Source organism: Pelagimonas phthalicica (assembly GCF_004364805.1).
GTDB lineage: Bacteria > Pseudomonadota > Alphaproteobacteria > Rhodobacterales > Rhodobacteraceae > Pelagimonas > Pelagimonas phthalicica.
Map to the genome: position 1 here is coordinate 399,141 of NZ_SOAP01000001.1, position 25,372 is coordinate 424,512.

The 25,372-nt window shown below is 59.6% G+C and carries 21 protein-coding genes; 8 read left to right on the plus strand and 13 right to left on the minus strand.

The genetic code is table 11. The features are described from left to right. Positions 1–153: 153 nt before the first annotated feature. From CLV87_RS02030 to CLV87_RS02075, 10 genes are all read right to left on the minus strand, one after another. The gene (locus CLV87_RS02030) at positions 154–903 is read right to left on the minus strand and encodes a DUF1013 domain-containing protein (RefSeq protein WP_099243813.1); all 750 of its coding nucleotides are present in this window, start codon (positions 901–903) and stop codon (positions 154–156) included. 299 nt (positions 904–1,202) lie between these two features. Beyond that, complete coding sequence (locus CLV87_RS02035) at positions 1,203–2,732, minus strand: glutamate synthase-related protein (protein WP_099243811.1); 1,530 nt, start codon at positions 2,730–2,732, stop codon at positions 1,203–1,205. Positions 2,733–2,918: 186 nt separating this feature from the next. Then, positions 2,919–3,737: a sugar phosphate isomerase/epimerase family protein gene (locus CLV87_RS02040; RefSeq protein WP_099243809.1), complete on the minus strand. Its 819-nt coding sequence runs from the start codon at positions 3,735–3,737 to the stop codon at positions 2,919–2,921. 45 nt (positions 3,738–3,782) lie between these two features. Beyond that, positions 3,783–4,589: a carbohydrate ABC transporter permease gene (locus CLV87_RS02045; protein ID WP_099243807.1), complete on the minus strand. Its 807-nt coding sequence runs from the start codon at positions 4,587–4,589 to the stop codon at positions 3,783–3,785. Continuing rightward, the gene (locus tag CLV87_RS02050) at positions 4,586–5,464 is read right to left on the minus strand and encodes a carbohydrate ABC transporter permease (protein ID WP_099243805.1); all 879 of its coding nucleotides are present in this window, start codon (positions 5,462–5,464) and stop codon (positions 4,586–4,588) included. The genes CLV87_RS02045 and CLV87_RS02050 overlap by 4 nt, the downstream gene beginning before the upstream one ends. Positions 5,465–5,530: 66 nt before the next feature. Further along, positions 5,531–6,814 carry an ABC transporter substrate-binding protein gene (locus CLV87_RS02055; protein ID WP_099243802.1) on the minus strand — a complete coding sequence of 428 codons (1,284 nt, stop codon included), beginning with the start codon at positions 6,812–6,814 and terminating at the stop codon, positions 5,531–5,533. 4 nt (positions 6,815–6,818) lie between these two features. Beyond that, on the minus strand, positions 6,819–7,910 hold the full coding sequence (locus CLV87_RS02060; RefSeq protein ID WP_306438012.1) for an ABC transporter ATP-binding protein: 1,092 nt from the start codon (positions 7,908–7,910) through the stop codon (positions 6,819–6,821). Beyond that, the gene (locus tag CLV87_RS02065) at positions 7,907–8,707 is read right to left on the minus strand and encodes a DeoR/GlpR family DNA-binding transcription regulator (RefSeq protein WP_166652646.1); all 801 of its coding nucleotides are present in this window, start codon (positions 8,705–8,707) and stop codon (positions 7,907–7,909) included. The genes CLV87_RS02060 and CLV87_RS02065 overlap by 4 nt, the downstream gene beginning before the upstream one ends. 177 nt (positions 8,708–8,884) lie before the next feature. Further along, positions 8,885–9,907, minus strand: coding sequence for a ribonuclease T2 family protein (locus CLV87_RS02070; RefSeq protein ID WP_099243799.1), 1,023 nt, complete (start codon positions 9,905–9,907; stop codon positions 8,885–8,887). A gap of 198 nt (positions 9,908–10,105) precedes the next feature. After that, positions 10,106–12,280, minus strand: a complete 2,175-nt coding sequence (locus tag CLV87_RS02075; protein WP_099243797.1) for an autotransporter domain-containing protein — start codon at positions 12,278–12,280, stop codon at positions 10,106–10,108. A 154-nt stretch (positions 12,281–12,434) separates the two neighbouring features. Between CLV87_RS02075 and CLV87_RS02080 the strand changes: the two genes are divergently transcribed. The 5 genes from CLV87_RS02080 (at position 12,435) to CLV87_RS02095 (ending at position 16,343) form a co-directional block, all read left to right on the plus strand. Continuing rightward, positions 12,435–13,940: a hypothetical protein gene (locus tag CLV87_RS02080; protein WP_208293319.1), complete on the plus strand. Its 1,506-nt coding sequence runs from the start codon at positions 12,435–12,437 to the stop codon at positions 13,938–13,940. Next, on the plus strand, positions 13,909–14,589 hold the full coding sequence (locus tag CLV87_RS24030) for a sensor histidine kinase (protein ID WP_208293320.1): 681 nt from the start codon (positions 13,909–13,911) through the stop codon (positions 14,587–14,589). The genes CLV87_RS02080 and CLV87_RS24030 overlap by 32 nt, the downstream gene beginning before the upstream one ends. Beyond that, positions 14,586–15,239 carry a response regulator gene (locus CLV87_RS02085; protein ID WP_099243795.1) on the plus strand — a complete coding sequence of 218 codons (654 nt, stop codon included), beginning with the start codon at positions 14,586–14,588 and terminating at the stop codon, positions 15,237–15,239. The genes CLV87_RS24030 and CLV87_RS02085 overlap by 4 nt, the downstream gene beginning before the upstream one ends. A 104-nt stretch (positions 15,240–15,343) precedes the next feature. Further along, positions 15,344–15,994, plus strand: coding sequence for a ribonuclease T2 family protein (locus CLV87_RS02090; RefSeq protein WP_099243793.1), 651 nt, complete (start codon positions 15,344–15,346; stop codon positions 15,992–15,994). A 7-nt stretch (positions 15,995–16,001) separates the two neighbouring features. Beyond that, positions 16,002–16,343, plus strand: a complete 342-nt coding sequence (locus CLV87_RS02095; RefSeq protein ID WP_235871810.1) for a DUF1294 domain-containing protein — start codon at positions 16,002–16,004, stop codon at positions 16,341–16,343. On the opposite strand, the gene CLV87_RS02100 is transcribed toward CLV87_RS02095, so the two are convergent. Together CLV87_RS02100 and CLV87_RS02105 are read right to left on the minus strand one after the other, a co-directional pair. After that, positions 16,319–17,002, minus strand: a complete 684-nt coding sequence (locus CLV87_RS02100; RefSeq protein WP_099243791.1) for a Crp/Fnr family transcriptional regulator — start codon at positions 17,000–17,002, stop codon at positions 16,319–16,321. The genes CLV87_RS02095 and CLV87_RS02100 overlap by 25 nt on opposite strands. Before the next feature lie 207 nt (positions 17,003–17,209). Further along, the gene (locus tag CLV87_RS02105; RefSeq protein ID WP_099243789.1) at positions 17,210–17,848 is read right to left on the minus strand and encodes a sulfotransferase family 2 domain-containing protein; all 639 of its coding nucleotides are present in this window, start codon (positions 17,846–17,848) and stop codon (positions 17,210–17,212) included. A 319-nt stretch (positions 17,849–18,167) separates the two neighbouring features. On the opposite strand from CLV87_RS02105, the gene CLV87_RS02110 reads away from it, so the two are divergent. Beyond that, positions 18,168–19,790, plus strand: coding sequence for an AMP-binding protein (locus CLV87_RS02110; RefSeq protein WP_099243787.1), 1,623 nt, complete (start codon positions 18,168–18,170; stop codon positions 19,788–19,790). A gap of 48 nt (positions 19,791–19,838) precedes the next feature. Here the strand turns inward: CLV87_RS02110 and CLV87_RS02115 are convergent, their stop codons facing one another. Further along, positions 19,839–20,459 (minus strand): hypothetical protein, encoded by a 621-nt coding sequence (locus tag CLV87_RS02115; RefSeq protein ID WP_133840665.1) that lies wholly within the window; start codon positions 20,457–20,459, stop codon positions 19,839–19,841. Between the two features lie 348 nt (positions 20,460–20,807). Here CLV87_RS02115 and CLV87_RS02120 point away from each other — a divergent pair, with 348 nt between their 5' ends. After that, on the plus strand, positions 20,808–22,061 hold the full coding sequence (locus CLV87_RS02120; protein WP_099243783.1) for an efflux RND transporter periplasmic adaptor subunit: 1,254 nt from the start codon (positions 20,808–20,810) through the stop codon (positions 22,059–22,061). Between the two features lie 3 nt (positions 22,062–22,064). Beyond that, positions 22,065–25,121, plus strand: a complete 3,057-nt coding sequence (locus CLV87_RS02125) for an efflux RND transporter permease subunit (RefSeq protein WP_099243782.1) — start codon at positions 22,065–22,067, stop codon at positions 25,119–25,121. Positions 25,122–25,372 lie beyond the last annotated feature (251 nt).

Here is a 25,372-nt window from a genome sequence, read left to right on the forward strand (position 1 = left end):
ACAACCAGGCGGCCCAAGGTTTCTTTGGGCCAAAAATATCCCGGGGTGAATTGCTCGCTCCGCGAGCAAGAGGGGCAGCGCCCCTTCTCCCAAAAACAAAAACCCCCGGCTCGTCCAAGCCGGGGGTCCTGAAATCACAGATCAGCGCCGCAATCAGGGCTGTTCATCTTCGTCGTCATCGCTGCCACCGGGCAGGTTAAAGAAGCTGTCCGCATCCGAATAATCGGCCTCTGGCTTCTCTTCTTCATCGCCACGCGGATCAGAGAGGCTAAAGCTCTCCAAACCTTCCATCGAGCTTGGCAGACGCGGCTCGGTCTCCATCTCAAGGCTCTGCTCGGTCGAAACCAGCTTGCGGCGCTCATCGTCGCTCATCACCTTGTCCATCGACTTGGCGGCTTTGGCCACAGCAGCGTCCAGTTCGGACTGGCGGCACAGGCCCAGCGCAACCGGGTCGATCGGCTGCATATTGGCGATGTTCCAATGGGTGCGCTCGCGGATCGACTGGATGGTCGGCTTGGTGGTGCCCACCAGTTTCGAGATCTGACCGTCGCTCAGTTCCGGGTGGAACTTGACCAGCCACAGGATCGCATTCGGGCGGTCCTGACGCTTGGACAGCGGCGTATAGCGCGGGCCACGGCGCTTTTCTTCGTCATGCGCCGCCGGGTTGAACTTGATCTTCATCTTGTAAAGCGGATCGTTCTCCGCCTTGGTGATCTCTTCCTGAACCAGCTGGTTATTGGCAATCGGGTCAAACCCTTTCACGCCAACAGCCACATCCCCGTCAGCAATGCCCTGAATCTCCAGCTCGTGAAAGCCGGTGAAATCGGCGACCTGCTTGAAGGTCAGCGTGGTATTATCCACCAGCCAGACAGCGGTTGCTTTGGGATGAAGCAGCTTTGCCATGTTATAAACTCCTTGCGTCTTTTGGCCCGGCAATAGCATCTTGCCCCGCCCGAGGCTTGGGCCAAGGGCGGCCCCGGAGATGCCGGGGCGGGTAACCGTTTTAGGGAAACTTGGCGATGTATATAGGCACAGAACCGGGCTGAGGAAAGAGAAAATGCAAGGGGATAACCGCGCTTTCACGCTGAATTCAGACCCGATTGGGCAATTCGGCGCTGATTTTGCGCAAAATTCGACTGGTCCCTTCGGCGCTCAATGAATGCATAGGCCGAAACCTCTGCATCCCAACACTCGAATTTGAACTAAATCACCCCCGCGTAACGCACGCCGCTCAGATCGGCGGTCTCGCGTTTCCAGCTGGTCAGGTCGCGTGGCGTAAATCCCGACAGGCTGTCATGGCCGCAGGCACGGGCCAAAACCTGCATCAGCTCAACCGAGGCACCAAAATAGCGCGCCAGCTTTTCCGCCCCGACCTGCACATCCAATCGCTTGCGCAGCTCCGGTTTCTGCGTCGCCACCCCAACCGGGCAATTGTTGGAATTGCACATGCGCGCCGCGATACAGCCCACCGCCTGCATGGCCGAGTTTGAGACCGCAATTGCATCCGCGCCCAGCGCCATCGCCTTGGCGAAATCTTCGGCCACCCGCAACCCGCCGGTGATGACCAGCGTGACCTCGCGCCCTGTCTTGGCATCCAGATGCCTGCGCGCCCGCGCCAGGGCGGGAATGGTCGGAACCGAGATATGATCGCGAAAGATCAAAGGCGCCGCCCCGGTGCCGCCGCCGCGCCCATCCAGAATGATGTAATCAGCCGAGGCTTCGAGCGCAAAATCAATGTCATCCTCGATATGATTGGCCGAGAGTTTGAAGCCAATGGGAATGCCGCCCGAACGTTCGCGCACCTGATCGGCAATCCGTTTGAAATCCGCCGGGCTGTGCAGCTCTGGAAAGGTTGCAGGCGAGATCGCTGATTGCCCCGGTTCCAATCCGCGCACCTCGGCGATTTTGCCCTGCACCTTGTCGCCGGGCAGATGCCCGCCCGTGCCGGTCTTGGCCCCCTGCCCGCCCTTGAAGTGAAAGGCCTGTACCTTGGTGACATGATCCAGCGACCAGCCAAACTGAGCCGAGGCAAGTTCATAGAAATAGCGGCTGTTCTCTGCCTGCTCCTCGGGCAGCATCCCGCCTTCACCGGAGCAAATGCCCGTCCCGGCCAGCTGCGCCCCGCGCGACAGGGCCGTCTTGGCCTCTTCGGACAGGGCACCATAGCTCATATCCGAAACGAACAATGGGATATTCAATTGCAACGGCTTGGCCGCGCGCGGACCAATGATGACCGAGGTCGCTACCTCGGCCCCGTCCAGCAACGGTTTGCGCGCCATCTGAGCGGGCAGGATCTGGATGTCATCCCAATGCGGCAGATCCTTGCGCGGAACACCCATGGCCCCCATCTCGCCATGATGGCCAAGCTTGCTCAACCCATCCCTGGCCAACGCGTGAATGCGGGCCACTGTGGGTTCCTCGGGGGTTGGCGTGGCCTGGGGCACGTCTGATTTTGGCGCAGGGGCGGCATCGCCCACCTCTGCCGCGCCCAACCGCGTATGCGAGCCGTCACAAAACGGGCCATTGGCGGTGGATTTGCACCGGCACAGTGCCGCGTCGCCGCTTTTCTCTGCGGTGAATTTCAACGGAGTGATGCCCGTTCCCGCATGGCTGCCATCACAAAACGGTTGCGATTTTGATCGCCCGCATTGGCACCAGTAATAGTCTTTGCCCTCTTCCAAAGTGACCATGGCAGGTGACTTGGCAGCGATGATCGGGACGGCTTGGGTCATTCTTGAACTCCTGGCGACTGTGTAATGGGTTCTCCTGCCGCCGCGTATCTCCAAGGTTGCCAAAGGCATGGCGGTTGATTGGCGATCCGACAAACAGAAAACCCCTGGCACGGGGATCCGCACCAAGGGTAAGATTAGTCTTGTTTGCAGGTCTATCAACCGCCCGTACAAAGCTGGGGTTAGGCTTTACTGCGCCAACCCGGCTTTTTGCAGATAAGTTATTGATCTCTCAACGCTTTGATCCCCGTAGACCTCGATGATCAGCCGGGGCTTGCTGCTGAGTTGGCCAATCGCGCGGAACACGGCATCCCAGCGGATCGTGCCTTCGCCCAGCGCCCAATGGCGATCCGCATAGCCGTCTGCATCCTGCAAATGCACATGCTGCAACCGACCTCCTGCCGCTTTGACAAAGTAGTCTACTGGCGGCGCGCCGCAGACCCCATGGGCGTAATGCGCATGCCCCGTATCGACTGAGATCTGCAACGCATCCGACGCCAAAGACGCCGCCAGCTCGACCCTGAAATGCGGGTCAATATCGGCGATGTTTTCCAGAACCAGCGTGGTCCCCACTTCTTCGGCGCGTTTGACCACCGGGGCCATGGTGGCCTGAAACCGCTCAAAGATCCCCTCTTTGGCATTGGGGTAATGCATGATGTTGCGGTGATCCCATTCCAGATAGGGGCTGTGCACCACCATATGCGTGCTGCCCAAGGCCTCGCAGATGCCCAGCGCCTTGAACATGCGATCATGGATCACCTCGCGGATCTTCGGATCCCAGGTCGCCAAGGGCAAGTCCCAGAACGGGCCATGAATGCCATGCCGCCCCTGATAGCCCTCCAGCGCCGCCTTGGCGCGATCGACCAAGCCGCTGTAATCGCTGTCCAGGGTCTGCGGGTTATGGAAATCCTGCAGCTCCAGGTCGCGATCCTTGTCAAACATGACATCACGCATTTCGACAAACTGATCCAGCGACAGTGCCGCGCCGACAATGGGAAGCTCAGACATTGTGTATTCCTTTCAAACCCCTACCCGATCTCGGGACAGCGGGGGTCACTTGATGCCAGCGCGCATAAAGCTCTGCACGAATTGGCGTTGAAACAGGAGGAAGGCGATAAGCAGCGGGCCCGAAGTCATCAGCGTCGCTGCATTGATCACCGACCATTGAATGCCACTATCGGTCACGGCAAAGATCGACAGGCCCACGGTCAGCGGCCGGGTTTCCACCGAATTGGTGACGATCAGCGGCCAGACAAAATTGTTCCAGTGATGGCTGACCGAGACCAGCCCATAGGCAAGGAAAGTCGGCTTGGCCAAAGGGATATAGACCCGCCACAAAATGCCGAGATAGCTGCAGCCTTCGACCCGCGCCGCGTCATCCAGCTCTTTCGGGACAGTCATAAAGGTTTGGCGCAAAAGGAAAATCCCAAAGGCCGAGGCAACATAGGGCAAGCCGATCGCCGCAATTGTGTCGATCAGGCCAAGCTGGCTCATGGTGCGGTAATTCTCGACAATCAGGATGTCGGGCATGATCAAAAGCTGCATCAGCACCAGCGCAAACATCAGCCCCTTGCCGCGAAATTCGAACCGGGCAAAGGCAAAGGCCGCCAGCGTACACAAGGTGAATTGCGCCGCCACGATCCCGGTCACCAAGATCATGGTGTTGAGGAAATAGCGCGCAAAGGGCGCTTCGGACCAGGCTTGCACAAAGTTCTGCAAGGTCAGCGGGGCCAAAGGTTCGAAACGGGTCTCAAACGCGGCCGGATGAAAGGCGGTCCAGATGGCATAGGCCAGCGGCAAAAGCCAGAACAGCGCCAGCAGCCAGGCGGCGGTGGTGTTCAGGATGCGATCATAGCTCATTTGTAATGCACCTTCCTGTCAAAGAGGAAGAATTGCCCAATCGCCAGCAGGATCAGGATCGCGATCATCACCACGGTCAGCGTGGCGGCATAGGCGGTGTCCCAATAGTCAAACGCCACTTCGTAAATGTAGAAAAGCAGCAGCGAAGAGGCATTGTTCGGCCCGCCTTCGGTCATGACAAAGATATGATCGACCAGACGGAAGGAATTTATCACCGCATTGATCGACACAAACAATGTTGTCGGCATCAACAGCGGAAACAGCACGCGGCGAAAGTAATACCAACGTGATGCGCCCTCGATATCGGCAGCTTCGCGCAGGCTGGGTGGGATGGTTTGCAGCGCGGCGAGGTAGAAGATCATAAAGAACCCGGCCTCTTTCCAGATCGCCACGGCGATCATCGAATAAAGCGCAGTGTCAGGCGAGCCCATCCAGTTCTGTTCCGCCAGCCCAAACAGCCCGCGGATCTGGTCGATCAGGCCGAAACCCGGCGTATAAAAGAACAGCCAGATATTGGCGACAGCGATGAGCGGCAGCACTGTCGGGGTGAAATAGGCCATCCTCAGAAAACCCCGCCCCCGGATCTTGTCATTCACCCAAAGCGCCATGGCCAGCGACAGGAGGATCGACAGCGGGATGGTCCAGACCGCGTACCAGAAATTGTTCATCAACACTTTCCAGAACACGTCATCCAGGATCAGCGTCTGGTAGTTGTCCAGCCCGATCCACACCGCTTTGCGCCGCCCGCGCGGGGTGGAATAGAACGAATTCACAATGGTCTGCACCGCCGGGTAATGGGTGAACAGGATCAACAGCGCCATGGCTGGGCTCAACATCAGCCAGGCATAGATCCATTGTCGGCGGGCGGTTTCCATTTTGATGTCCTTGTCGAGGCAAACCCTGCCCGGCGGACCGGACAGGGCAGGAGTTCTTGGCAATGCTTACTGGTAAGGTTTCAGGATGCGCTCGGCCTTGGCCTGCGCCTCATCCAGCGCTTGCTGAGCGGTCATCTCGCCAGCAATTGCAGCCGCCAGCGCGTCGTTGAACGCCTGGGTCACTTTGCCGTTTTCAAAGGTCGACAACTCGGCCACTGCGAATTCCAGCTGGTCGCGCGCCACCAAAGCCGGTGGGAAATCAGCGGCATAGGCCTTCATCTTGTCGGTTTCCCAAGTCTCGGCGCGCGGGGCGATATAGCCGGTTGCGATCGACCAGGTGGCCGCTTGCTCGGGCGCGGTGATCCACTGCACGAAATCGACAGCCGCTTCTTTCTGTTCATCCGACGAGTCCTTGAACAGATAGAAGTTGCCACCACCGGTTGGCGCGCCACGGCGTTCTTTGGCGGGCAGCATTGCGACACCAAAGTCAAACGGCGCGTTGTTGCGCATATTGGTCAGGTTGCCGGTGGTGGTCCATACCATCGCCGCTTCGCCCTCAAAAAAGGCTTTGGGCGTCGGGCCCCATTCGATGGAACCGGGTTGCATGATTTCGTGGGTCTTGGACAGGTCGACCAGATATTCCAGCGCCTCAACCACTTTGGCGTCGTTGAAGTTCACCTTGTTGCCATCCGAATTGGCCAGGATCGCGCCCGCTGGCGTCGACAGGCCTTGGAACAGCCAGTAAGGAAAGCCCGCAGACGGAATGCGCACACCCCATTGGGTGACATTGCCGGCATCATCCTTGAGGGTCAGGGCCTTACCCATTTCAACCATCTCATCCCAGTTGGCCGGGGCCACGTCTGGGTCAAGCCCTGCGGCTTTGAACGCTTCTTTGTTCCAGTACAGAACCGGGGTCGAGCGTTGGAACGGGATGCCATAGGTCTTGCCACCGGTCTGGCTGTTTTCCATGAAAGACGGGTAGAAACCGCCGATCCAGTCGGCCTTTTCCTCTTCGCTCAGATAGTCATCAAAGGGCACGATCACGTCTTCGTCGATCAGGGCAAACATCTGTGTCGACAGCAGAACCGAAAGCTGCGGAGGGGTGCCACCGCGCGCGGCGGTCAGCGCCTTTTGACCGGCGTCAGAATAGGAGCCAGCATAGATCGCGGTGATGTTCACATCCGGATTGGCTTGCGCATATTCGGCGGTCAGCTGTTCGATGGTGTCAGCAGCTGCGCCACCCACAGCAACGGGGAAATAGAATTCCAGATCAACGGCATAGGCCGGGTTCAATGAGGCCACAGTTGCGAGAGCCGCAACACTGGCAGTTTTCAGAAAATTGGCAAACATAGTGCTACCTTTCGGTTGACGAGGCGTGTGACCCCAAAGGGGCGGTTGTTTGCGCCGCGCTCAGCGCCGCAAATTCTGGAGGAAGCGTGTCGAGCCGTTGCCCGCTGGCGCTGTCAAAGGCGTGCAGATCATCACGCGCAACGCTCAGGCGGATCGTTGCCCCAAGGGTCAACTCGGTCCGGCCCGAGATGCGGCAGGGCAAGGTCTCATCCCCGACGCGACACTCGACCATGGCATCCGCGCCCAGATATTCCACATGCCCAACCCTGGCCCGGATCGGCCCGTTTTGATCCAACACCAAGGCTTCGGGGCGAATGCCGACAGTGATGTCATCCCGCGCAATCCCAAGCGCGCGGGCGGAACAGGTGCCCATAGGCGGGGTGCCGATAAACTTGGCGGTGAACAGGGTTTCGGGGCGGGAATAGATCTGACGAGGGGAGCCGATCTGTTCGATCTCACCCTGGTTCATCAGCACGATCTGATCCGCCATGGTGACCGCTTCGACCTGATCATGGGTGACGTAAACCATTGTCACGCCCAGTCGTTTTTGCAAATCACGGATCTCTTCGCGCATCTCGGCGCGCAGTTTGGCATCCAGGTTCGACAGCGGCTCATCCATCAAAAAGATCGACTTTTCGGCCACGATCGCACGGCCCAGCGCCACCCGCTGCTGTTGCCCACCAGAGAGTTGCGAAGGCTTGCGATCCAGCAGATACGACAGGCCCAGCATATCCGCCGCCGCCGTCAGTTTGGCGTCACGCTCTGCCCGGCCCATGCGGCGCACGCGCAGGCCAAAGATGATGTTTTCCGCCACAGACAGATGCGGAAACAGCGCGTAGGATTGAAACACCATGGCAATATCGCGGCCCGAAGCGGGGCGCGAAGTCACATCCTCACCGCCGATCTCAACCGTTCCGGCGCTGACCTCTTCCAGCCCGGCAATAATGCGCAGCGTCGTGGATTTGCCGCAGCCGGACGGGCCGAGGATCGTGGTGAACTTGCCCTCAGGAATGGTCAGATCGATCCCCTTGAGCGAGACCGTCTCGCCCCAGGCCTTGCGCAAGCCGCGCAACATAATGGATTTGCCCGTTGTCACAGCCTGGCCTCATCACAAATGGTCAATTGCACCCCGGCCTCGTCCAGCATCGCGCAGATTGCGGCAGGTGGGCGGGCATCGCAGACCACATGGTCCACTTTGTTCACATGCCCGCTACAGGTATGGGCGCGCCGCCCGAATTTGCTGGAATCCAGTACCAGGATCTTGGTCTCGGCATTGCGGGTGATCGCTTCACGCGCATGGGCGTCTTCATCCGACAGGTCCAGCAACGCGCCATCCTCGGCCACCGCCGCAACACCAAACAGCCCGATATCAAACCGATACCCGTCGAAAAAACTCACCGCGGACGGGCCAACAATATCCGCCTCAGAGGCGCGCAACCGCCCGCCGGGAATCGTGACCTCGGCCGTACCGAATTTATGCGCGCTCAGGGCGACATGCAGATTGTTGGAAAACACCCGCAGCCCCTGATGATGATCAAGACAGCTCACCGCCAGTTCCGGGGTGGTTCCAATGGAAACCGCAAGGGTGACATCATTGGGGATCAGCTGCGCCGCGGCCTGGCCGATCTTCATTTTGGCCGAGAAATTCAGGATGCGACGCAGGTCATAATGCTCGGCAGTGCCGCGCGCCAACTCCACCCCGCCATGGACTCGGCGCAGCAGACCCTTTTCGCACATCACATTGATATCTTTGCGAATAGTCTGGGTTGAGACCTGAAAGAGCGTGGCAAGGTCGTCAACCTTGGCCTCCCCCTGATCGCGCACGATCTCGGCAATCTGGGCCTGGCGCTGCGAGCCATGGGAAGAGCCCGAGGCCAAAGCGGAAAGAGGCATATGTGTCGCGGTTTCATTCATATGAACCGAATGTCGATTTCATATGAAAGCCACGTGACGCGCGCATGAAACCTGTGTGACACACGCCCCGAACGTCAGGACGTTTATTACAATGCCAAACAAAAAGCGAAGGGGCCAAGCCCCCTCGCTCTACAGCCGTAAGCAGCAAAAAACGCGTTATTGCAGCCCGGCTGGGTCCACCACGCCCGAGGGGCAGCCGACAGATTGCACCGTCCCGGCGCGGATCAGCGCACCGACATCGCTCTGCTCTGTGATCTCACCGCCAAGGGCGATTTTGAGCTCCTGGATCAGTACACGGCCCTGGTCGCCTTTGCAGTTGATCTGCACCCGCTCCCCCGCACCGGCCCCAAAACTCGTATCAAAGGCAGCGCGAATTTGCTCAGCCGTCACCGTCCCGCCGACATTCTGCGCAAACAACGTACCCACCTCTGATCTGTTGATCGCCTCCAACACATAAAGCGTGTCGTCATAATATTCGTCACCATTCCGGTCACCGAAAAAGCAGGTGCCGTGCTTGATCCATTCGTGACGATCCAGAAAGCTGGCCGTGCCCGGCATCGCCACTGCCAGCCGTTCGCGGGTATCGTCATCCAGCTCCGGTGCGGGCAATTCGCTCCAGCGTCTGTCCTTGTCCAATTGGCGGATCTCGTCAGACACGCCGCAATAATCATTGCCGCGCGGTTGCGGCCACAGCCCGTGCAGCGAAAGCTGGGTCTCGGTGATCGGCAACAGCCCGTCATTCACCTGCACGCATTCGGTCTTGGACGGTTTCATCTCACAAAAGGCCGGTTGCCAGCTCAGCGCCAGCAACAGATCGGTTGCTTCCACGCCCTCCTGCGGTTCAAAATCCTCGACCGGCGCAGTCCCGCCACTACCGCCCCCGCTGTCCGCGGCAACCACATGCACACCGCATGTCTTGTTCACCCAACGCACCGTTGTGACCGGCGCATCATCAATGCGGATTTGATACCAATCACCGCCCGGGCGATTAATGCCAATCATATCATAGGCCACATGGTCGATCAGAACGATATCGCCCGGATTGGTCAGGCGGTTCTTGGATTGATAGGCCTCACATTGCTCGGTCGCGATAAACCAGCCTTCCAAAGGCTCTTGGGAATATGCCGGCAAGGCATGGCCAAAGATCAGCGCCGCAGCACCCAACAGGATCCGTTTCATAATTCCTACTCCGGTAACAACTTTTGTAAAAAGACTCGAAAGCCGCTTTCAACATAAGGTTGTTTTCCGGTGCGAAGCAAAGTTTTTATACCTCGGCTTTCTCTCTGGCTGGTTCACGCCGACCCACACGCAATCAGGCCCGGCCTTCCCCAAAGCGGGGCCTGCCGGGCCTGCGGATCAGAACCTAAGGTCCTACCTCTAGAACTCCATCTTCCAATTGATCGCCACCCACGCATCCGAGGTTTCGCCCTTGGTCGTGGCATTGCCCATCAGGGACAGGGTCGATCCGGCCAGATCAACTTCGAACCCAGCCCCGGCGCGCAGCCAATTCTGCTCATAGTGGGATTGCGCGATGCTGAAATCGCTGAGGCCGATCACCTGCCCGGTCACGTCGCTGCCCTTGCCCTGAAAGCGATGCACCCCTTCCAGCGTGCCGTTCAGACGAAAGCCGGAAGAGACCGGCACAGTCGCATCAAAGCCCAGCCGCGCTTCGGTCACATCATCACAGAGCTTGTCGAAACGGGCCGGAAAGGCACCGCCGGTTTCGGTATAGCCGTCCATGCAGGTGCGCATATGCGACAGTTCCCCATAGGGTGAAAAGCGCAACTGTTCAGACACTTGCTCCCATTGCAAACGCGCGCGCAGGCCATACCCTTCGATCTTGGTGCTGCCAACAGAAGAATCGACCAGCCCACCATTGTCGAGATAGTTGCGGGTGATATCCGCATCACCACGCATCCCGATCCCCCCCAGAATAAGCCACAGGCTGCCGGTTCCGGCGCTGTAAAGCTCTGACAGGGCCTCAAGCTTGACGAAATTCACATCCGCTTTGGTCTGACCACCCAGAAACGTGTCCTGATCGAGATTGCTGCGTCCGATGGTGGCATTCAGTTGAACCGACCCGAAATTATGACCAAAGCCGAGCTCGCCCAGACCAAGACTGCCGTCACGATCGCCATGCCGATCCAGCCCGTAATCGCCGCCAAGCCAAAAAATCGACTTACCGTCAGACGCCCGCCTGTCCAGAGGGCGCGAGCCCGCGCCATTCATGGCCAGCCCGGCCCCGGTCAGGGTGGCGACATTGGCCGTAGAGCCAGCCACAAGGCTCTGGTTCAAATCTGCCACCGTGATGATCCCCGGCCCCGGTCCCGGATCGGGTGTGGGGGTTGGATCGGGTGTCGGTGTTGGGTCAGGTGTCGGCGTCGGATCAGGCGTCGGTGTTGGATCAGGCGTCGGCGTCGGGTCAGGTGTCGGCGCAGTGGTGGTCGCACGCGCAATGAACATCTGCCCGTCCTGCGTTTCCCCCACCACAATGGTCCCGTCCGCGCTGACGCCATGGGCTTCGCGGGTGATTTCCGAGGCAATCGTCGCCCCGGCAGAGCGCAGCCAGTTCTCGATGGTCACCGCATCCGTCGCCTCGGTCCAGCGAAAGGCACGCGGGCCGGTTGTTTCGCCGGTCCCCAGAATTCCGACAACTACGGAACCATCCGCCGAGACATCATTGGCGCGCGCAGCGGTGTAATTGATATTGGCGGCGCTCAGCGCCACCAACCCGCTCGCCTCAGTCCAACGAAAGGCGCGCAAGCCGTTAAACGCATTGCCATCCGCCGCTTGCCCGACAATGACTGATCCGTCCTGTGAGGCGGCAAAGGCTTCGGAAACCGAGCCTTCGTTCAGTCGTCCAAGGCTTACCATGCCGGTCGCATCCGTATAGCGAAACGCGGTCATGCCCAGTCGCGCGCCTTCTCCCGATGCTCCGACAATGGTCGACCCGTCTCCGGAAATCCCATAGGCCACCGAGCCGATCCCGGTATTGGTGCCCGGGTCAAGCGTGCCCAGGCTTTCGATCCCGGCACTGGTCCAGCGCACCGCATGGACGTTGAAATTGAACGACGCCCCGGCATTGGAGAAGCCGACAATCGTGTTGCCATCATCCGAGATGTCAAAGGCCACAGCAGAATCGATAAACCCGGTGCCATCCCCGCTGAGATAGGGCAGCACCTCGACAGCCCCGGTTCCGGTCAAACGCACCGCGCTGTCGCGCCCATTGGCACCGCGGGTCCAGCCCGCCATGACGCTACCATCCATCGACAATCCCGAAATCGTGCCGCCAAAGGTAAAGGGCGAAAACCCTCCGGTATCGGTCCACAGGATGTTCTGGTCACCATTGCGGCCCAAAGCCGTTGACCCATCCGCCGAAATGGCAAACCCCTCTTCTGAAAGCGGGCCGGATGTGGCCCCGACATCGTCGAAGGCGATGGCAGGATCACCAAGGGTCACGACCTGCGCCTGCGCCGGGGCGACACAGGCCAATGCCATGGTGATCGATGTTGTTATCAGCAGCGAGCCGCGCTTGTGATTGAAATGAATCATGGCTCGAAGTCTCCTTGCCCAATTTGGCCTCACTCGCGCCAAAGATTAAGATTTGCGAAAATGGCCTCCCATCCCCTGTTCGGGGGAGATTGCGCCCCTTTTGCTTGCTATACTGTGCAAACACGCTTCGGATTGGCCCGTCAGGCAGGTAGATTTGAAACCAACACCCTTTACCCTTCTTTTTGCGGCCACCTTGCTGGGCCTTGCAGCGATATGGGGGGTTCTCGCCATTTCGCTCAGCCAGCCCTATCTGGGCCTCACCCTGTCACCACAACCGGAACTGGGCTTTGTCTGGATCGCGGATGTGGACCCGGATGGCCCCGCCGCACAGGTGCGACCCGGCGCCCCGCTCGACAGTGTTGGGCCGATCTCCTTGCGCCCATTTGATCTGGTCGAAGAATCCGACACCGCCCCAAGCTATGCCGAATTAGAGGATTTCCTTGAGCGACAGGAACAGCTTTACGCCCTGATCAGCGCCCCCAGCGTGACGCTCACCATCGCCGAGCCCCATGCGGCCCAGGCCGACGTCGCTCCCGCGCCAAGCCGCCCGATCCGCGACCTGCCTCTGGTCTTTTGGGTCCAGATCGTTGTCGGCCTGATCTCGGTGGTTGTTGGTGTCTGGGTCTGGTGCCTGCGCCAAACCCAGCTGGCCCCGCAACTGCTGGCGCTGGCCGGTATCGGCATCGCCCTCTCCGCCTTTCCTGCCGCGATCTATTCCGCCCGAGAGCTCGCCCTGCCCTCGGCCTTGTTTCGCACGCTGTCTGCCATCAACCACTTTGGCACGCTGGTTTTTGGCGTTGCCATGGTGTCGCTGTTTCTGACCTATCCCCGCCGCCTTGTTCCTGCGTTTGTGCTTTGGGTGATCACCGCGATTTTTGCTGTCGTTTGGGTGATGGAGGTTTTTCGCATCCTCAGCCCCGGCCCGGCCCAAGCCATCCATCTGCCCGTCGTGATCCTGATGCTGGGTATCCTGGCCGGGGCGCTTGCCCAGTTCTGGACCTCGCGCAGCGATCCTGTCGCACGGGCAGCGCTGCGCTGGTTTGCCCTGGCGGTGATCTTGGGGGCCGGCACCTTTGTACTGCTCATCATCGTTCCCAATCTCATTGGCTTTGCCCCGACCCTGTCCCAGGGCTATGCCTTCCTGCTCTTTGTGCCGCTCTTTATCGGGGTCGCTGTGGGCGTTGCACGCGACCGGCTGTTCGAACTCGAAGGCTGGGCGTTTTCGATCCTGTTCTACTTTGTCGGCGTGCTTTTGCTTTTGGTGCTGGATGCCATTCTCATCGCCTTTGTCGCCTTTGAGCGCGCTCCGGCCTTTGGCTTGTCTCTTTTGTTGATCGCCCTGACCTATCTTCCCAGTCGCGATTGGCTGGCCCGGCTGATCACCCGGAAAAGAAACGTGAACCGAGAGGACCTGTTTCGCCGGATCGTCGATGTGGCGCTGACCACGGACAGGCTGGACCAAGAACAAGGCTGGCACCAGATCCTGCGCGATGTGTACCAGCCTCTGAACCTCGCCCAGACAGAACAACCCGGCCCCTCCGCCCCGGAAATCCACCAGGAGGGCGTTGCCCTGTCCCTGCCCGGCGCAGGCCCCAGTACAATTGCGCAATGCCCATGGTGGGCGGCGGTTGTTCAGCCTGCGGGACAAACGCTTTGCTGATGAGATTTGCGCCATGCTGGCCCATGCCATTGCCAGCCGCGACGCTCAGGAAGTGGGGGCCTCAGCCGAACGCACCCGCATTGCCCGCGACATGCATGACAACCTTGGCGCGCAGCTGCTATCCGCCCTGCATAGCGACAGACTTGACCGCAAGGACACACTGATCCGCCAGACCATCTCGGACCTGCGCGACATCATCAATAACAACGCCCAAGGCGGCAAAACCCTGGGTGATCTGCTGGCCGATATGCAGCTCGAGGCCCGTGAACGCCTCGCCCTTGCTGATATTGGCCTTGATTGGATCGAAGAGGGCGACGCAAATCGTGACCTGCCCCTTGCGCCCAATCTCATCCATTCCCTGCGCTCGATCCTGCGCGAAACCGTCAGCAACACCATCCGCCATTCCGGGGCGCAAAAGGCATCGATCAAGTTCCAACTATATGAAAGCAGCCTCAGCCTGGCTCATCGTGATGACGGTACCGGCGCAACACCTGCCCCGGCCGACCCCGGCCATGAAAGCGGCGGCAGCGGCCTGGCCAATATCGAAACCCGTGTCGGGGCGCTTGGCGGATCGGTCAGTTGGGAAAACGCCGCAACCGGCTTTGTCATCCGCGCCGATATTCCCCTTGTTGATATGGGGGCATCATGACCCGCATCCTGATCGTCGAAGACCTCGCGGATATTCGTAAATGGCTGACCGGCATCGCGCAAAAGGCCTTTGACGCCCCGCACGAGATCGAGACCGCCGCCACCCTGCGCGCCGCGTTGGGTGCCGCCCGCAAGAACAGCTATGATGTGGCTTTGATCGATCTCAACCTGCCCGATGGCAGCGGCATCGACGTGTTGAAATGCCTGCGCCAATCGCGCCCGGAAACCCTCTGTGTGATCACCACTGTGATGGGGGATGACGCCTGGATCGTGGCCGCTCTGTCGGCGGGGGCGAATGGCTATCTGCTCAAGGAACAGCCCTCCGAGGTGATCGTGCGGCAATTGTCGCAGCTCGCCGATGGCATCCCCGCCCTGTCCCCGTCCATTGCGCGCCGGATCATGGAGCATTTCCAATATACCGGCCCGGTCGGCGAACCCGACGCCAACCTGACCGGGCGCGAAAAAGAGGTACTGGCCCTGATCAGCCGTGGCATGCGCAATGTCGATGTGGCCGAGCAGCTCTCCATGGCCGAAAGCACCGTCGCCCATCACATCAAATCGATCTATCGCAAACTGGGCATATCCTCGCGGGCCGAGGCCTCCTGGCATGCCGCCCGTCTGGGGCTGGCCCCGGGCCAACCTGGGGGCTAGCACTTGCTCTCCCTAGCAAATGCTGGACGCTGCGCCGTCAGTCGCGTAGCAAGGCGCGGGTAACCGGCCACATGCCAAATCGCGGCCAATTTCGGGAGTGCATCATGTCAAACATCAAAACCGCCCTTATGGGCCTCGCCGCCTGCCTGTCCTTGGCCGCTCCGGCCGCCGCCGATGGCGAAAAAGCGGGTGTGTTTGACTACTATGTCCTCGCCCTCAGCTGGTCGTCGAACTGGTGCGAGGTCGAAGGCGATGCCAAAGGCTCGGAACAATGTGACACCCGCCATGATTACGGCTGGGTCATGCACGGTCTCTGGCCGCAATTCCATCGCGGCTGGCCCAGCTATTGCCCCACAGTGGAACGTGCGCCCTCGCGCCGCATGACCTCTGAAATGGTTGATATCATGGGCTCCTCTGGCCTCGCCTGGCACCAATGGAAGAAACACGGCACCTGCACCGGCCTGTCGGGCCGCGCCTATCTTGACCTGTCGCGTGAGGCCTATGACAGCGTCACCCGCCCCGAGATCTTTCGCAAACTCGACAAAAGCGTGAAACTGCCCGCCTCGGTGATCGAAGAAGCCTTTCTCAAGGCCAACCCCGATTGGTCGGCCGATAATCTCACCATCACCTGCCGCGATGGCTATATCTCTGAGGCGCGCATCTGCCTGTCCAAAGACCTGCAACCGGTCCCCTGCGGGCGCGACGTGATCAAGGATTGCGCGCTGAAAGACGCCAAATTCGAACCGATCCGGTAAGGTTCTCGTGAGTGTTATCCCGACGACATCCCTGCTGACAGTTGGGCTGCTGTCCTATGCCTTGATCAATTTGTTCAGCTTTGGCCAATTCTTTTGGGACAAAAGACAAGCGCGCCAAGGCGGCAGCCGTATTCCCGAGAAAACCTTGCTGTTTTGGGCCCTTATAGGTGGCAGCTTAGGGGCAAAACTGGGGCAAAGATACTTTCGCCACAAGACGCGCAAACACCCGTTTGCGCGCAATCTTAACATGATTGTTCTGTTGCAGTTCGTGCTTGTGACCTTATTGCTGATCCCAGCGACACGTCAGATCGTCTTTGATTTCCTTCACGCCGCCGTCGCCTCGGCATAGGCGCGCAATTTCGACATATCGCGGATCGACACCAGGCGGTGGCTGCTGGAAACGCCAACCGGTTTCAGCCGCGCAAAGGCGCGGGACAGGCTTTCGGGTTTCATGCCCAACTTGCCCGCCAAAATGACCTTTTCAAAGGGCAGCTCAAACTCGATCGCGCCGCCTTCGGCCTCGTAAAGGTCGATCAAATAGCGGGTCAGCCGTTGCGCGCCGGTCTGCACCTTAAGCCCCTCGACCTGCGCCATCATCCCATCCAGGTGGTGGCTGGCCATATGCAAAACCGCCGCCTGCAAATGTTCTTTGGCTCGCTCACAGGCGCAGATCGCCTGCAGGTCCAGATGCAACACCGTACAGGGGCTGACAGCTTCGGCAGAGGCCTGTGAAATCCCCCCCTGCAAGGCCGCGACCTCGTCAAAGCTATCCGCCGCCTGCAACGTCGCCAAAACCGCCTCTTCGCCCGAGCCCGAGAGCCGGTAGAGCTTGACCCAACCATCCAGCACCAATTTCAAGGTCCGCGCCTGCTCCCCTTGCAGGCAAATCACCGCCCCACGCCCGTAACTGCGCGGCTGCGCTTTGGAGATCAGACACTGGCACAGCTTTGGCGGCAACTGTTGAAACAGCGGCCCCTTTGCCAAAACCTGTGCCAAATGCGGTGTCATTGAAACCTGCCCCCTTGCGTATCTTTTCTTTAGGTCAAGCTTGGCGAGCGATTTCTTGACCCAGATCAAGACAAACGAAAAGAATCGAAGGGGCGCGATCGGCGCATACCTGTTTTCGCTAACAAAACAGCGGCTTACCCGTCGATCCCGGAACAGGAAAATTCTGACATAATCGTTTCAGATACCGGCTGATTTAGGATTAGATCCCTAGAAAGTATAACCAAACCGCGCGATATCCTCGGCGCAAAGTCGCCCCAACAAGTCGCGCAGATCAGCGTCGTAATAGCTGCGATACTCTGCCCGGTCCGAGCGGTTTTCATGTGGCAGCTCCGGCACAAACCCCAAATGCGCCGCCAGCGGTGCCATATCCTGTTCCAGATGTTCAAGGCGCAGAAACACCCCATGCTCCTGCCCCGTCACATCGCGCATATATCGCCCATAGGGCCAGGCGAGCATGGTTGAGATGGTCAATTTGTGCTGCAGGAACGGGGCAAACTCCAATTGCTTGGCCAACCCCACTGCCGGGTGGTCAAAGCGCTGCTCCTTCAGCCAATGATAGTAACTCACCGCCCGGTCCCAGGGGTTGCGCACCAGGGTAAAGCACAGCATCTCGCCAATCTGTTCCGGGCTATAGGCCCCGTCGAGATCCGCCAGATTGGAATGTTTCCACATCCGCCCCTTGGACTGCAACCGCTCCGCCCGCGCGCGGCGTTTGCGCGCCTTGGGCGTGTCACCGATCAGAATATCATCCCGATGCGCCCGCGCCTCCAGCGCCAAGGCCATCGAGGTCCCCCCGGTCTTGGGGATATGCACAAAGATGAAATTGCGGCCCGGCGAGATGATCATGGGGCAAGTCTATGGTTTTGAAATGGAAATGGAAACGGGTCTTCTACCATCGCTGCAAAGCCGCGTGATCGCCCTCCCGCGGGTTGGCGTAAAGACATCCGTTTCTGCCACTTAATCTTTGCCAAACTCTTTCCTACCCCCGTGTTCAGCAAGACGTTAGCAAAATCGCCCACCCGGGGGGCGGGAGGGCGATCACGCGGCGGCCTTCGGCCTTGATTCCGCGTGACTGCTCACCTGCATTTGAGACTCCGAATCCCCTTTTCTCCGCCCCCTTCCCTGCGCATAGTGCCTCTCACCATCATGGACAGGGAGGATCACCATGGGTTGGATGCGCGACGAAACCGGGCTTGGCAAAAACGCGGCAAACTATGTGCCCCTGACCCCGCTTTCCTTTCTCAAACGCGCCGCAACCATCTGGCCCGATCACCCCGCCGTGGTCTATGGCTCCTATCGCAAAAGCTATGCCGACTACATCACCCGCGTGACCCGGCTCGCCTCGGCTCTCAACAAACTCGGCGTTCAGCCCGGCGATGTGGTCGCCTCGATCCTGCCCAATATCCCCGCCCAGGCCGAGGCGCATTTCGGCGTGCCCGCTTGTGGCGCTGTGCTGAATGCCATCAACACCCGTCTCGATGTCGACACCATCGCCTATATCCTCGATCACGGCGAGGCCAAGGTGGTGCTTTGTGACCCGCAATTCTTGCCGTTCCTGGCTGAGGCTCTGGACCAACTCACTGGTCCCAAACCCACCATCATCGAGGTCGCCGATGATCAGGCCGGGGTGCACGCCCATGGGCATTACATGGAATACGAGGCCCTGCTCGCCACCGGTGATCCCGATTTCGACTGGATCATGCCCGAGGATGAATGGGAAAGCCTCGCGCTCAACTACACCTCCGGCACCACGGGCAAGCCCAAGGGCGTGGTCTATCACCATCGCGGGGCCTATCTGAATGCCATGGGGCAGGTCCTGTCCTGGCGCATGACCTTGCACCCGGTCTATCTGACCATCGTGCCGCTGTTTCACTGCAATGGCTGGTGCCACACCTGGATGATGCCCGCGCTTGGCGGCACAGTGGTCTGCTGTCGCGACATCACCGCTCAGGCGATCTTTGACGCCATCGCGGATGAGGGTGTCACCCATTTCGGCGGCGCGCCCATCGTGCTGAACATGCTGGTGAACGAGCCCGAAAAACAACGCCCCGTCGACCATATTGTCGAGGTCTTCACCGCCGGTGCCCCCCCGGCCCCCGCCACCCTGGCCAAGATCGAACCCATGGGATTCAACGTCACCCAGGTCTATGGGCTGACCGAGGTCTATGGCCCGGCCACCGAATGCACCTGGAACGCCCGCTGGGAGGGGCTTGAGGGCGATGAGCGCGCCGCGATCAAGGCCCGTCAGGGCGTCGCCATGCCCTTTATCGAAGAGGTGCGCGTCACCGATGAAACCCTCACCGACATCACCCGCGACAGCGAAGCCAAAGGCGAAATCATGTTTCGCGGCAATGGGGTGATGAAAGGCTATTTGAAAAACCCCACCGCCACGGACGAAGCCTTTGCCGGGGGGTATTTCCACTCGGGCGATATCGCCATTCAACACCCTGACAGCTATATCCAGATCGCCGACCGCGCCAAGGATATCATCATCTCAGGTGGCGAAAACATCTCTTCGGTCGAGGTCGAATCCTGCCTGATGAATCACGAAGCCGTGCTGCTTTGTGCCGTGGTCGCCAAACCGGACGACAAATGGGGCGAGGTGCCCTGCGCCTTTATCGAACTCAAGGACGGGCACAGCGCCACCGCAGAGGAAATCACCGCCTTTGCCCGTGAACGCCTGGCGGGCTTCAAAACCCCCAAAGCCGTTGTTTTCCAAGAGCTTCCCAAAACCTCCACCGGCAAAATCCAGAAATTCGCCCTGCGCCAACAGGCCAAGACCATCTGACCACTAGCTTGCCCCCTTCCAGCTGGGTGAGGTCTTCAGCGACCTTACTCAGCGCATCTTTTTGATAATTATCCGTGGCCCTTGAACTGCGGCCCCTGCAGGTTTCGTGGCATATTGCAGCACAATTGCCGCGCCGGGGCCGTCGAGATAGCCAATGGAAGACAACATCCCGATCTTGACGGAGCTGCGATCCAGAACCGCCTGCCATCCCAACAAATCGCCCTTCAAAGGGGTTTCTTTGAACAAGGTCTTGTCCGTCGCGCCGTAGCGCTCAATCCAAATCTGTGCCAGTTGCCGCGCCTGAGGAACGGTCATGTCAGGCACGCTTACCGAACAAAAAAGGCTCTTTTGTTCGGCGGAGTTGGAGCGCAGAAAAACCACGATTCCCGACTCAGACACCAAGTACTCTAGGCGCTGGCTATCGGTCAGCTTTGCGCGGGTCCCTTCAATGCGCGGATGCGAGGAAGACGAAAACCCAGCAGACTTCAATCTTGAAGCAATCTGCAAAAGGTTTGGCGCGTGCCGTGAACACGTTTGAGCCGCCATTCTAGCCACCCCCATGACCTCAGGTGATGCGGGTGTTTTACTCGCCGTTCTTGCGCCGTTCTCAGACAAACATCCTGCAAGGAAAACACAAGCAACAGCTAACAAACCCAATGGCTTAAACATCTCAATCACCTTTTCAATTCTTGGGGTTTGATATGCCGCAACACGCTCCTCTTAATCAATGCCAATTAGGTTCAAGACGCATGTATTCTCTGGAAACGCGCTTGACCTCGAACCCGGAATGTTTCTCCAATGTGTATGTCCCCGCGCGAAATCCCAGCAATGTAATTCCTAGCGAAGACACATATTCCGTTGATCTGTGCGCCAATAGCGGGGCAGGTTTGCGTATACTAACGCTTATTCGGGATGCATCATTCTGTCTTTCCGGGTAGCTAACGACAAAAATGACGCAATCTGTCAGCTTGTAGGGATTCCCCTTCGGGCGGACCTCTCTTCTCAAAGGTGGACACCATGAAAACCTTGCGCGCGACATCTCTGGCCGTGGCGGGCCTGCTGAGCTTTTCCAACATCCTCTACGCCCAGGACACTGCCAGCGCGCCGCGCCCGGCCAAGGTCTACACGGTCGAGGCCAGCGAAACCGTCCTGCGCCGCACCTATTCGGCGGTGGTCTTCCCCTCGCAAGAGGTCGAACTGTCCTTTCGCGTCTCAGGCCGGGTGATCGAATTGCCGGTGCGCGGCGCGGATCAGGTCAAAAAGGGCGATGTGATCGCCAAACTGGACCCGCGCGATTTCGAAGCCGCCATTGCCGGGCTTGAAAGCCAGCGTGACCAGGCCCAGGCCCAGCTCAAGGCCTTGGAATCCGGGGCGCGTGACGAAGAGATCGGCGCGCTTGAGGCCGCTGTCGCCTCGGCCCAGGCCCAGGTCGATCAGGCCCGCGAACAGGCGGATCGCACCAAACAACTGGCCGATCGCGGGGTCGCCGCCCAGGCCCGCCTTGATCAGGATCTTGCATCGCTGCGCGTTGCCGAAGCCAATCTGAAAGCTCAGCAAGAGCAGCTCTTGATTGGTCAATCGGGCGGCCGCACCGAAGATGTCGAGGCCGCCAAGGCCGCCCTGCGCGGGCTGGAAACCCAGCTCAACACCGCGCGTGACAATCTTGACGATGCCACCCTGACCGCCCCCTTTGACGGAGTGATCGCACGGCGCGACATTGAAAACTTCACCAATGTGCGCGCCGGGGACAAGGTAGCGCTGCTCCAGACGCTCTCGGTCATCGACCTCGCCTTTGACGTGCCCGGCGTCGATGTCACCGCCCTGTCGCGCTTTGGCACCCCCACAACCGTGGTCCGTTTTGACGCCCTGCCCGATACCGACATCCCGGCAGAATTCGTCGAATTCTCAACCCAGGCCGATGCGGCCACGCAGACCTATCGCGCCCGCGTTGCGGTCACTGTGCCGGAAAATCTGACGATCCTGCCCGGCATGGTCGGCCAGATCGAGGCCTCGATTGAAACCGATAACCGCTCGGTCCTGACAGTCCCGCTCACCGCCATTGCCGCCGATAGCAGTGGCAACCCGATTGTCTGGCTTGTCGACCCTGACGCCAAAACCGTTTCGACCATGGCTGTCACCCTTGGCGATGCGGCGGGCGCCTCTATCGAAGTGCTCAGCGGCCTCAAGGATGGCGATATGGTCGTCATCGCGGGCACCAACAAGCTCCAGGAAGGCATGGCCATTCGCCCCATCACCAAGGTCGGGGGCTAACCCATGGATCTCGCACGTTTCGCTATTGAAAAGCGGGTGATCTCGGCCCTGTTCTCGCTGCTTATTCTGGTCGCGGGCTATTTCAGCTATACCAGCCTGCCGCGTTTTGAAGACCCGGAATTCATCATCCGTCAGGCGCAGATCATCACCCCCTATCCCGGTGCCAGCGCCGAAGAGGTGGCCGAAGAAGTCACTGAAGTGGTTGAAAACGCCCTGCAGGAATTGCTGGGTGTGAAAGAGGTGCGCTCCGTCTCCTCCCCCGGCCTCTCGAATGTCTCGGTCGAGTTCACCATCGCCTCGGCGCGCGATTATCCCGCGCTTTATCAACGCTTTGCCCAGATGCGGGCCAAGATTGACGACATTCAGGACACCCTGCCCCCCAATGCCTTGAAAACGCAGGTCTATGATGATTTCGGCGATGTCTATGCGCTCTATTTCGCCATCACCGGCGAGGGCTATACCATGCCCGATCTGCACGCCTATGCCAAACAGCTCCAACGCGAGCTGGTCACCGTCAAAGGCGTGTCCAAGGTCGTGCTGAACGGTGTCCAGGATGAGGTCATCTATGTCGAATACGCCCCCGCCCGTCTGATCGAATTGGGCCTTGCCCCGTCTCAAATCAGCCAGGTGCTTGAGGGTCAGAATCTGGTTGTTCCCGGTGGCTCCGTGGTGGCGGGCGAACGCCGCATCACTTTCCGACCACAAAGCGCCGTGGACTCAGTTGAAGCCATCAGCAATCTGGTGATCTCGAACCCACAAACCGGGGCCTCCTTTCGCCTCTCCGACATTGCCAGCGTGTCCCGTGGTCTGATCGACCCGGAACAAAACCTGCTCTATCGCGACGGTCAGCCCGCCATTGGCATCGGCATTTCCAACCAGATCGGCGGCAATGTCGTCAATATGGGCAAGGCGGTCAAAGAGCGGATGGACCAGCTGATCAGTGAACGCCCCATCGGCATCGAGATCCTGCCAATCTCGGATCAATCCGTCTCGGTGGAAACCTCGGTGAATGACTTTGTCATGAACGTTGTGGTGGCGCTGATCATCGTTGTTGGCACGTTGCTTGTCTTCATGGGCATCCGCTCGGGCCTGCTGATGGGCGGCATCCTTTTGGTCACGGTTGCGGGCACCCTGTTTGGCATGTTGCTTTATGGGCTGGATATGCAGCGTATCTCGCTTGGTGCCTTGATCATCGCGTTGGGGATGTTGGTTGATAATGCCATTGTGGTGGTCGAAGGCACGCTGGTGCGGGTCCACAAGGGCGAACACCCGCGCGACGCCTCAATCGCGGTGGTCAACCAGACCAAATGGCCGCTTTTGGGCGGCACCGTGGTTGGCTTTCTCGCCTTCTCCCCCATCGGGTTTTCGCCGGACAATACCGGTGAATATGCGGGCAGCCTGTTCTGGACCATCGCCATTGCCCTGCTGTTTTCCTGGCTGGTGGCCATCTGGCTAACGCCCTATTTCTGCACCTTGCTGCTGCGCGCCGAAAACAAGGAAGACGGGGCCGAGGCCGCCAAGGAAGGCATCGTTCTGCGCCTCTATCGCCGCCTGCTCGGCACCGCGATCCGGCTGCGCTATCTGACCGTCCTGCTGGTCGTCGCGCTGTTTGGCTCGGCCATAGCCGGGTTCAGCCTCGTGCCTCCGGGCTTTTTCCCGGCCTCAACCCGGGCGCAATTTGTCATCGACTACACCCTGCCCGAGGGCACCGATATCAGCAAAACCAAGGCGGACCTGCTCGAGATCGACGCTCATGTCCGCGGGCTCAGCGGCGTGCAAAGCACGAACCTCACCATCGGCAGCGGCCATACCCGGTTCATGCTGATCTACGAGGCAGCAGATTCCAATCCCGGCTATGGTCAGATCCTGGTCGATGTCGAGGATTTCACCCAAATCGCCGATCTCGAAGGCACGCTGCAAAACTGGATCGATGACCGCTACCCCTCGGCCAATGCCAAGGTCTGGCGCTTTATCCTCGGCCCCGGTGGCGGCTCCAAGGTCGAAGCGCGCTTCTTTGGCCCCGATGCGGCGGTGCTGCGTGATCTCGCCGCGCAGGCCAAAACCATCTTTGCCCAGGCCGGGGCCGTCGCCATCAAGGATGACTGGCGCGAACAGATCCAGGTCATGCGCCCGGTCATCAACACGGAAAACGCCCGCCGGCTTGGCCTAACCCAGGGCGAGATTTCCAGCGCCATCTACGCCCATTTCAACGGCACTAATATCGGCGTGCTGCGCGAGGGTGATGAGCTGCTGGACATCACCATGCGCCCCCTGGCCTCGGCGCGCGATGATATCGAGATGCTGAACAGCGTGCAGATCTTCAGCCCCTCCATCGGAGCCTATATCCCGATCTCGCAGGTGGTTGACCGCTTTGATCTGGTGTTTGAGGCGGGCAATCTGCGCCGCATCAACCGCAAGCTCGCCATCACCGCCCAGGCCGATAACGCCCCCGGTGTGCTGTCCGGCGACCTCTTCGAACAGGTGCGCGCCCCTGTTGAGGCCATCCCCCTCCCCCCCGGCTATGAACTGGTCTGGAAGGGCGAGGCCGGCAACAGCGCCGAGGCCAATGCCGGTCTGGCGCAAACCATGCCGCTGGGCTTTGGTGCAATGATCCTCGTGGTGTTTCTGCTCTTCAACGCTGTGCGCCAACCGCTGATCATCTGGCTCACCGTGCCTCTGGCGCTGATCGGCGTGGTCTGGGGGTTGGTCGCCACCAACACCCCGATGGAGTTCATGGCCATTCTCGGCGTGCTCTCGCTGACCGGGATGTTGATCAAGAACGCCATCGTCCTGATCGACGAGACGGATACGCAAATCGCCGATGGCAAAGCGCGCATGCAGGCGGTTGTCGATGCCTCGGTCAGTCGCGTGCGCCCGGTGATGTTGGGGGTTTTGACCACGGTGCTGGGCGTGGTCCCACTGATCTGGGATCCGTTCTTTGCCTCGCTGGCGGTGGTGATCATCTGCGGCCTGAGCTTTGCAACCATCCTGACCCTGATCATCGTCCCCACCCTCTACGCGGTCTTCTTCCGCATCCGACAGGACGAGGTCACAGAGTAAAAAAGGCGGGGCCAACACCCCGCCTTTTTCAAATGTCGCTTGGGCTCTGTTGACAAAACCCAGCCACCACCGGTTTCAGTCCAAATTTTGTCAGCGCTAGGCGTTTTCGCGCAGCTAGGGTGGCCTCCTTGCAAGCGGAAACAACGACGCGCTGGCAAAATTTGGCGAAATCGCAAGCGACGCGGCAGATTTTGCTTCTGACTGCCCTGATTTGCCCTTCCGATCACCCAGATCGCCGCGGTCAAATCAGC

Bases quoted from the DNA above. Each gene is read 5' to 3' on its own strand.
- CLV87_RS02030 (WP_099243813.1), bottom strand. From the start codon at position 903: ATGGCAAAGCTGCTTCATCCCAAAGCAACCGCTGTCTGGCTGGTGGAT.
- CLV87_RS02035 (WP_099243811.1), bottom strand. From the start codon at position 2,732: ATGACCCAAGCCGTCCCGATCATCGCTGCCAAGTCACCTGCCATGGTC.
- CLV87_RS02040 (WP_099243809.1), bottom strand. From the start codon at position 3,737: ATGTCTGAGCTTCCCATTGTCGGCGCGGCACTGTCGCTGGATCAGTTT.
- CLV87_RS02045 (WP_099243807.1), bottom strand. From the start codon at position 4,589: ATGAGCTATGATCGCATCCTGAACACCACCGCCGCCTGGCTGCTGGCG.
- CLV87_RS02050 (WP_099243805.1), bottom strand. From the start codon at position 5,464: ATGGAAACCGCCCGCCGACAATGGATCTATGCCTGGCTGATGTTGAGC.
- CLV87_RS02055 (WP_099243802.1), bottom strand. From the start codon at position 6,814: ATGTTTGCCAATTTTCTGAAAACTGCCAGTGTTGCGGCTCTCGCAACT.
- CLV87_RS02065 (WP_166652646.1), bottom strand. From the start codon at position 8,707: ATGCCTCTTTCCGCTTTGGCCTCGGGCTCTTCCCATGGCTCGCAGCGC.
- CLV87_RS02070 (WP_099243799.1), bottom strand. From the start codon at position 9,907: ATGAAACGGATCCTGTTGGGTGCTGCGGCGCTGATCTTTGGCCATGCC.
- CLV87_RS02075 (WP_099243797.1), bottom strand. From the start codon at position 12,280: ATGATTCATTTCAATCACAAGCGCGGCTCGCTGCTGATAACAACATCG.
- CLV87_RS02085 (WP_099243795.1), top strand. From the start codon at position 14,586: ATGACCCGCATCCTGATCGTCGAAGACCTCGCGGATATTCGTAAATGG.
- CLV87_RS02090 (WP_099243793.1), top strand. From the start codon at position 15,344: ATGTCAAACATCAAAACCGCCCTTATGGGCCTCGCCGCCTGCCTGTCC.
- CLV87_RS02100 (WP_099243791.1), bottom strand. From the start codon at position 17,002: ATGACACCGCATTTGGCACAGGTTTTGGCAAAGGGGCCGCTGTTTCAA.
- CLV87_RS02105 (WP_099243789.1), bottom strand. From the start codon at position 17,848: ATGATCATCTCGCCGGGCCGCAATTTCATCTTTGTGCATATCCCCAAG.
- CLV87_RS02110 (WP_099243787.1), top strand. From the start codon at position 18,168: ATGGGTTGGATGCGCGACGAAACCGGGCTTGGCAAAAACGCGGCAAAC.
- CLV87_RS02115 (WP_133840665.1), bottom strand. From the start codon at position 20,459: ATGTTTAAGCCATTGGGTTTGTTAGCTGTTGCTTGTGTTTTCCTTGCA.
- CLV87_RS02120 (WP_099243783.1), top strand. From the start codon at position 20,808: ATGAAAACCTTGCGCGCGACATCTCTGGCCGTGGCGGGCCTGCTGAGC.
- CLV87_RS02125 (WP_099243782.1), top strand. From the start codon at position 22,065: ATGGATCTCGCACGTTTCGCTATTGAAAAGCGGGTGATCTCGGCCCTG.